This is a genomic window from Streptomyces sp. col6, assembly GCF_008042035.1.
GTDB lineage: Bacteria > Actinomycetota > Actinomycetes > Streptomycetales > Streptomycetaceae > Streptomyces.
The window spans coordinates 127,601-135,090 of the sequence record NZ_RDBL01000006.1; the positions used below are offsets into that span (position 1 = coordinate 127,601).

Sequence of the window (7,490 nt, forward strand, 5' to 3'; positions counted from 1 at the left end):
GTGCCGTACAACGACGTACGGCATGTACGGCGTTTTCCTACGCCCCCTGACCTTGGACATGCCCCGCCCGGAAGGGGTGTACGCCTGTGCCCGCACTTGTGCTGCTCGGTGCTCAGTGGGGTGACGAGGGCAAGGGAAAGGCCACCGACCTCCTCGGTGGATCCGTGGACTATGTGGTGCGCTACCAGGGTGGCAACAACGCCGGCCACACGGTGGTCGTCGGCGACCAGAAGTACGCACTGCATCTCCTCCCCTCCGGCATCCTGTCACCGGGATGTACCCCGGTCATCGGCAATGGTGTCGTCGTCGACCCGGCGGTCCTGCTCTCCGAGCTGAGTGGGCTCAACGACCGCGGCGTGGACACGTCGAAGCTGCTGATCAGCGGCAACGCTCATTTGATCACCCCGTACAACGTCACCGTCGACAAGGTGACGGAACGGTTCCTCGGCAAGCGCAAGATCGGCACCACCGGCCGGGGTATCGGGCCGACGTACGCCGACAAGATCAACCGGGTCGGCATCCGCGTCCAGGACCTCTACGACGAGTCGATCCTGGAGCAGAAGGTCGAGGCGGCCCTGGAGCAGAAGAACCAGCTTCTGGCCAAGGTCTTCAACCGGCGCGCGATCGAGGCCGGCAAGGTCGTCGAGGACATGCTCCAGTACGCGGAGCAGATCAAGCCCTACGTCGCCGACACGACGCTCATCCTGAACAACGCCATCGACGCGGGCAAGGTCGTCCTGTTCGAGGGCGGTCAGGGCACGCTGCTCGACGTCGACCACGGCACGTACCCGTTCGTCACCTCGTCGAACCCGACCGCGGGCGGTGCCTGCACCGGTTCCGGCGTGGGCCCGACCAAGATCAGCCGGGTCATCGGCATCCTCAAGGCGTACACCACCCGCGTCGGTGCCGGTCCGTTCCCGACGGAGCTGCTCGACGAGGACGGCGAGGCGCTGCGCCGGATCGGCGGCGAGCGCGGGGTCACCACCGGCCGTGACCGCCGGTGCGGCTGGTTCGACGCGGTCATCGCGCGGTACGCGACCCGGGTCAACGGCCTCACGGACTTCTTCCTCACCAAGCTGGACGTGCTGACCGGCTGGGAGCAGATCCCGGTGTGCGTGGCGTACGAGATCGACGGCAAGCGCGTCGAGGAGCTCCCGTACAGCCAGACCGACTTCCACCACGCGAAGCCGGTCTACGAGATGCTCCCGGGCTGGTCCGAGGACATCACCAAGGCGAAGACGTTCGCCGACCTGCCGAAGAACGCGCAGGCGTACGTGAAGGCGCTGGAGGAGATGTCCGGCGCCCCGATCTCCGCGATCGGTGTCGGCCCCGGCCGTACCGAGACCATCGAGATCAACTCGTTCCTGTAGACACACGGGCACGCGCGAGGGCCGGGGCGGTGGTCGAGCCCCGGCCCTCGCGCATGTGCGTCATCGGTGACTCCGGCTGGTCTAGACCTTGACAGGTTCAGACCAGCGGCGGTTGGGTGCAGGGAATGCCGGCACGGCCCGCCCCCGAGGTGTGCGGCGAGCCATGCCCGTCCTCGTCGAAGGAGTGAGCAGCGCTGAACCGCATCAAGAGCATCCTGACCGTACTGGGCGCAGTCGTCGCGACGGCGGCTTTCCTGCCCGGCGTCGCCACCGCCGCACCGGCCGCTTCGGGCGCCGCCGGCTCCGTGTCGTGTGCAACCCTGTGGAACTCCTCGACCGCCTACTCGGCCGGCGGCACGGTCTCGCACCACGGCCGCAACTGGACGGCGAAGTGGTGGACGCGGAACGAGAATCCGGGCGCCACCACCGTCTGGGCGGACGCGGGCGCCTGCACGGGAGGGGTCTCGGACTTCGTCATCAGTGAGGCGGAGTTCGACGAGATCTTTCCCGAGCGCGACTCCTTCTACACGTACCAGGGCCTGATCGACGCGCTGCACGCGTATCCCCGCTTCGCGAACACCGGGACCGAGCAGACCAGGGCCCGGGAGGCGGCGGCGTTCCTGACGCACGCCGACTTCGAATCGGTCGGCCTGCGGTACGTGAAGGAGATCAACGAGGCCAACTACTGGATCAAGTGCGACTACAGCCAGCCGTTCGGCTGCCCGGCGGGCCGGTCCGCGTACTACGGGCGGGGTCCGATCATGTTCAGCTGGAACTTCAACTACAAGGCGGCGGGGGATGCGCTCGGCCTTGACCTGCTCAACGACCCGTGGCTGGTGGAGCGCGATCCGGCGGTCGCCTGGCAGACCGCGCTCTGGTACTGGAACACCCAGAACGGGCCCGGCACGATGACGTCCCACGACGCCATGGTCGGTGGCGCGGGGTTCGGAGAGACCATCCGCTCGCTCAACGGCTCCCTGGAATGCAACGGCGGCAACCCCGGCTCGGTGCAGGCCCGCGTGGCCAAGTACGAGCGCATCACGGACGTCATCGGGGTCAACCCGGGTTCAGGGCTCACCTGCTGATGGCTGTTCAAACCTCGGGGCCGCCGCGTTCCCGCATCGTGGACCGGCCCCGGGGTTCTTCTCTCGGAGTCACGCCATTGTTGGTCTAGACCTTGACAGGTCCAGACCAACCGCGCTTGAGTGGCGGGAACCCCCCACAGCGGTGCACCGCGACGAACGGCGTACCGCGCCGAAGGAGTGTGCTGATGTTCCGTCGCATCATGGGCCTGCTCGCCGCGCTGGGCGCGGTCGTCGCAGGGCTCGTCGTACTCCCCGCCACCACCGCGTCGGCCGCGGACTGCGCGGCCGCCTGGAACGCCTCGTCCGTGTACACGGGCGGCGGTTCCGCCTCGTACAACGGGCACAACTGGACCGCCAAGTGGTGGACACAGAACGAGAAACCCGGCAGCTCCGACGTCTGGGCCGACCAGGGCGCGTGCGGGAACGGCGGCGGCACGGACCCGGGCGATCCGGGCTCGTCCTCCGGCTTCGTGGTCAGCGAGGCGCAGTTCAACCAGATGTTCCCCGGCCGTAGTTCCTTCTACACGTACAGCGGGCTGGTCGCCGCCCTGGACGCCTACCCGGGCTTCGCGAACACCGGCAGCGACACCGTCAAGAAGCAGGAGGCCGCGGCCTTCCTCGCCAACGTCAGCCACGAGACCGGCGGGCTGGTGTACATCGTCGAGCAGAACACCGCCAACTACCCGCACTACTGCGACAGCAGCCAGCCCTACGGCTGTCCGGCGGGCCAGGCCGCGTACTACGGGCGCGGGCCGATCCAGCTCAGCTGGAACTTCAACTACAAGGCCGCAGGCGACGCGCTCGGCATCGACCTGCTGGGCAACCCCTACCTGGTCGAGCAGGACGCCGCCGTGGCCTGGAAGACCGGCCTCTGGTACTGGAACACCCAGAGCGGCCCCGGCACCATGACCCCCCACAACGCCATGGTGAACGGCGCCGGCTTCGGTGAGACGATCCGCTCCATCAACGGCTCGATCGAGTGCAACGGCGGCAACCCCGCCCAGGTCCAGAGCCGCATCGACAAGTACCAGGCGTTCGTGCAGATCCTTGGAACCACCGCCGGTTCCAACCTGAGCTGCTGACCAGCGCCTTCATCCGGCAACTTCACTCGTGTGGGGGACGCCTCCGGCTTCGCTGCCGGAGGCGTCCCCCGTCGCGTTGTCAGTGGTGGCCTCTAGCTTCGGAATCGTCAGGACCGCCGGGCGGTCGGCGCACGAGGAGAGGTCACCACGATGGAGTTCCGGATCGAACGCGGCGAGCTGGCGGACGCCGTGGCCTGGGCCGCCCGTGTGCTGCCCACCCGATCGCCCGTGCCCGTCCTGGGCGGGCTGCTGCTGGAGGCGACGGAGGACGGGCTGAGCATCTCCGGCCTGGACTACGAGGCATCCGCCCGCATCGAGGTCGCGGCGCGGACCGAACGGCCCGGGAAGGTGCTGGTCATGGGCCGCCGCCTGCTCGACGTGTGCAAGGTGCTGCCCGAGGGTCCGGTGGAGTGCGCGGTCGAGGGATCGAGGTTCACGGTGACGGGCGGCGGCGCCGGATTCGGCCTGTCGGTCCTCCCGCTGGACGACTATCCCTCGCTGCCGCCGCTGCCGGAGGTCCTCGGCGAGGTCGACGGCCAGGAGTTCGCGGCGGCCGTCGCCGATGTGTCGGTGGCCGCCGGCCGGGACGACACCCTCCCCACGCTCACCGGCATCCGCCTCGGACTCGACGGCGAGCGGATGACCCTGGCGGCCACGGACCGCTACCGCTTCGCCGTCCGTACGCTCGACTGGCGCCCCGCGACGCACGGGGTCACCGCGGATGTGGTCGTCTCGGCCCGGCGGCTCAGCGAGATCGCACGCTCGGTCGGCGCCCGACCCGGTACGGTCCGCCTCGCCCTGGACAGCGGCTCGGCCGGCTTCGAACGCGAGGGCATGCGCACCACGGTCCGGCTGCTCGACGGCCGGCTCCCGCGCCACGACAAACTGTTCGTGCTGAACGGGCCGGTCGGGGCGGCGACCGAGCTCGCCCCGCTGGTCGAGGCCGTGAAGCGGGTCGCGGTGGTGGCGGACGGCGACAGCCCGCTCCAGTTCGCCTTCGCCGGCGGCTCCGTCCTGCTCCAGGCCGGCTACGAGGACGACGTGGCCTCCCAGCGTCTGCCCGCCGTGCTCACGGGCGCCGACGAGATCACCGTCGCGTTCAATCCCTCGTACCTGATGGACGCGCTGGCCTCGTTCGATCAACCGGTCGTCCGGTTCCAGCTCATGGGCCAGGGCCAGCGCGCGATGATCACGGGACATCCGGACCACGAGGCCGCGGCGGCCGCGGCGGACGGGGCGGGGGACACGGTCCACCAGCACCTGCTCATGTCGGTCAAGCCGCTGGTCCAGTGAGCACGACGGACGCGGGACCGGGGACGGTTGCTCGCCCCGGCCCCGCGTCAGCGACTCCTCGGAATCCCGGACTACTTCGTGAAGATGAAGTACTTCCAGGCGCCGTGGGTCGTCGTGTTCACGATGTCGCCCGACGAACCGTCCACGTAGGAGGCGCGGATGCGCATCCGGTAGCCCGTCTCATGGGTGCCGGTCAGCGTCACGTTGGTCTTGCCGCTGGTGCCGAGCTTGAAGTACTGCGAGCCCGCGTCGTACCACCTGCCCTGGTAGTAGACCTCCATGGCCAGGCGGAACTTGCGGTTCTTGTAGTAGCTCATCTTCGTGGCGAAGACCGGGTTGGTCTTCTTGTGGAAATAGGCGTACGACCGCGAGCCGATCTTCGCCGTCCGGTACTGCTTGGAGACCGAGGTCGAGACCTTCACCCTGGCGTACGCGGTCGAGGTGACCGTCCTGGACGCATAGCGGCCGTCGCCCTTGAAGACGGCCGTGACGGTCGTGTCCCGCGTCATGTCGACCGTCGTGGACAGGTTGCCCTTGGAATTGACCTTGGCGGTCTTCACCAGCTTCTTCGGCTTGTCCTTGCCGTACGGGTCCACCCAGAGCTCGACGGTGCGGTTCTTGTACGTCGTGCCGAGGTGCGCGGTGAAGGAGACGTCGGCGCCGTACGAGTAGACCGCCTTGTTGCGGTTCAGGGTCAGCGAGGTGGCTGCCCGGGAGACGGCGACCTTGTCGCTGCCCGACGACGCGGAGTGCGTGGCGTCACCGGCGTAGGAGACCTTGTACGTGACCGTGCCACCCGCGGGCGGGGTGTCGCCGAAGGAGAAGGAGCCGTCCGACTTCAGCTTCACGGCGGCCAGCGCCTTGCCCTTGGGCGACTCGATGTCCGTACGCGTCACGGTCGCCTTGGCCCCGGAGGGGAAGGCGCCGTCGGCCTTCACCTTGCCGGTCACCGTGAGCTTCTTGGCGCGGGTCGCCTTCGCCGGAGCGCTGACCGTCACCGTCGTCCGGTACTTGACCGGGTCGGTGAGCACCCGCAGCGAGCGGACGCCCTCGCTGTTGACCGTCACGGCGAACAGCCGGCTGGTGTCCGGCGCCCAGGCCAGACCGGACGGGTCCAGGGTGTCCGCGCCGCTGCTGTTCCCGGTGTTGGGGAAGTCGTACGTCCGCACCGGCTTCGTGGTCGAGCCCTGCTTGTAGATGTACACGTCCGGCTCGTACCAGCCGTCGATGCCGGCGGCGACCGTCCCGTCCGGAGCGATGTCGATGGCGTTGGGATACGCGTCCGAGGCGTAGGCGATCGACGGCGCGAGGTCCGACGTGCGGTACGCCTGGTGGGAGTACGGAGCGCCACTGGCTACCACGAGCTGCGTGCCGTCCGGGCTGAGCGCGAGGTCGCGCATGTTCCCGCCGTCCGTGCGGGTCGACGCGGTCTGCACGGCCGCCCCCGAGGCCACGTCGTAGACGGCCAGTTCCGTCGGGCTCTGGGTCTGGATGCCGGCGGCCAGCAGATCGGGCGCTCCCGGCGTCGAGGCCAGCGTCGGCGCCCCGGACCAGGCGCCGTTGGTGTCCTGCTCCAGGGCCACGACCGGCTCGGCACCGGACAGGTCGAGCGAGCCGATGTGGCCCGCGCCGACCGTGCCGTAGCCGAACCAGAGCTTGCCGCCCGCCAGCGCCGGGAACATGGGATCCGTGCCGGCCCCCGTCGCATACCGGGCGGACACGCCGAGCGCCGCCGTGTCGATCGCGACGATGGCGTCCGAGCCCGGGACGGCGGCGTACAGCGTGCCGGAGTCCGCGGACAGTTCGAGCCCGGTCACCCCGGGCAGCGAGTTGATCTTCGCGATGACGGTGCCGCTGTAATCGGCGACGACGACCTTGCCCCCGGTCGGGTCGCTGATGAAGACGCGCTTGTGCACACCGTCGGCGACGATGTCGCCGACGGAAGCGGCTGCGATGACCTTGCTGGAGTCGGCGACGGCCGGGTCGGCCGCACCACCGATCAGTACAACTGAACTGAAGAGCACCGCGATCGAGGTCGCGGTGGAGATTCTGCGCGTACGCAAGACGGTGAATACCCCCACGGTGAAGGGACCGTCCGACACCTGGAGATGAGAGAGGTGCGCGGTCCGGATCGCAGGGTATGACATGAGGGTGACAACCCGTACGCATGGCCGGATTCCGGCCACCCGGCAGTGGCTCCCGAGGTGTGGCAGACGGCAGCCCGTCAGCCGGACTTCGTGTAGGTGAGCTTCTCGCCGCTGGACGTGTTCTCACGGCTCAGGCTGCCGTCGGGAAGCAGAGTGAGCGTGGTCGGGCTGCCGGGGGTGCAGGAGGCCATGGGCTCGCCCTCCGTCACGGTGGACGGGCCGATACGCACCGCCTCGCCCTCGGCGGGCTCGGCGGTCAGGGACGCCTCGAAGACGCAGCGGTAGGTGCCGCCCGTGGCGAGCGGGCCCTCGGCGGTCAGCGTGAGGACGGCCTCGCCCACCTCGCCCTGGCGGATGACCAGTTCGCGGGTGGAGTGGCCGGATGCGTTGTCGATGCTGCCGGACCATGAGCCCAGGTAGCCCTCGGGGACGGCGCCCTCGCTGTTGTCCCCGTCTTCGCTGGGTGACGGGTCCGGGGAGACGTCGGGGGAGGGGGAGTCGGTGGCCCGGGTC

At 69.2% G+C, this 7,490-nt stretch carries 5 protein-coding genes and 1 pseudogene; 4 read left to right on the forward strand and 2 right to left on the reverse strand.

Going from position 1 to position 7,490, the window contains the following annotated elements:
* Positions 1-86 precede the first annotated feature (86 nt).
* The 4 genes from EAO73_RS04530 (at position 87) to dnaN (ending at position 4,830) form a co-directional block, all read left to right on the forward strand.
* Positions 87-1,370 carry an adenylosuccinate synthase gene (locus tag EAO73_RS04530; protein ID WP_147970202.1) on the forward strand — a complete coding sequence of 428 codons (1,284 nt, stop codon included), beginning with the start codon at positions 87-89 and terminating at the stop codon, positions 1,368-1,370.
* Positions 1,371-1,582: 212 nt separating this feature from the next.
* Complete coding sequence (locus EAO73_RS04535; protein ID WP_412074578.1) at positions 1,583-2,455, forward strand: glycoside hydrolase family 19 protein; 873 nt, start codon at positions 1,583-1,585, stop codon at positions 2,453-2,455.
* A gap of 185 nt (positions 2,456-2,640) precedes the next feature.
* A complete protein-coding gene (locus EAO73_RS04540; RefSeq protein WP_147970204.1) occupies positions 2,641-3,537 on the forward strand; it encodes a glycoside hydrolase family 19 protein in 897 nt (298 codons plus the stop codon).
* A gap of 150 nt (positions 3,538-3,687) precedes the next feature.
* Positions 3,688-4,830 carry a DNA polymerase III subunit beta gene (gene dnaN / locus EAO73_RS04545; RefSeq protein ID WP_147970205.1) on the forward strand — a complete coding sequence of 381 codons (1,143 nt, stop codon included), beginning with the start codon at positions 3,688-3,690 and terminating at the stop codon, positions 4,828-4,830.
* Positions 4,831-4,901: 71 nt separating this feature from the next.
* Here dnaN and EAO73_RS04550 read toward each other — a convergent pair whose 3' ends face one another.
* Together EAO73_RS04550 and EAO73_RS04555 are read right to left on the reverse strand one after the other, a co-directional pair.
* Positions 4,902-6,893 carry an Ig-like domain repeat protein gene (locus EAO73_RS04550; RefSeq protein ID WP_147970206.1) on the reverse strand — a complete coding sequence of 664 codons (1,992 nt, stop codon included), beginning with the start codon at positions 6,891-6,893 and terminating at the stop codon, positions 4,902-4,904.
* 161 nt (positions 6,894-7,054) lie between these two features.
* A pseudogene (locus EAO73_RS04555) lies at positions 7,055-7,490 on the reverse strand (serine/threonine protein kinase); the annotation flags it as partial.

What these genes read in the sequence shown, in the direction of transcription:
- EAO73_RS04540 (WP_147970204.1), top strand. Translation starts at nt 2,641, where the DNA reads ATGTTCCGTCGCATCATGGGCCTGCTCGCCGCGCTGGGCGCGGTCGTC.
- dnaN (WP_147970205.1), top strand. Translation starts at nt 3,688, where the DNA reads ATGGAGTTCCGGATCGAACGCGGCGAGCTGGCGGACGCCGTGGCCTGG.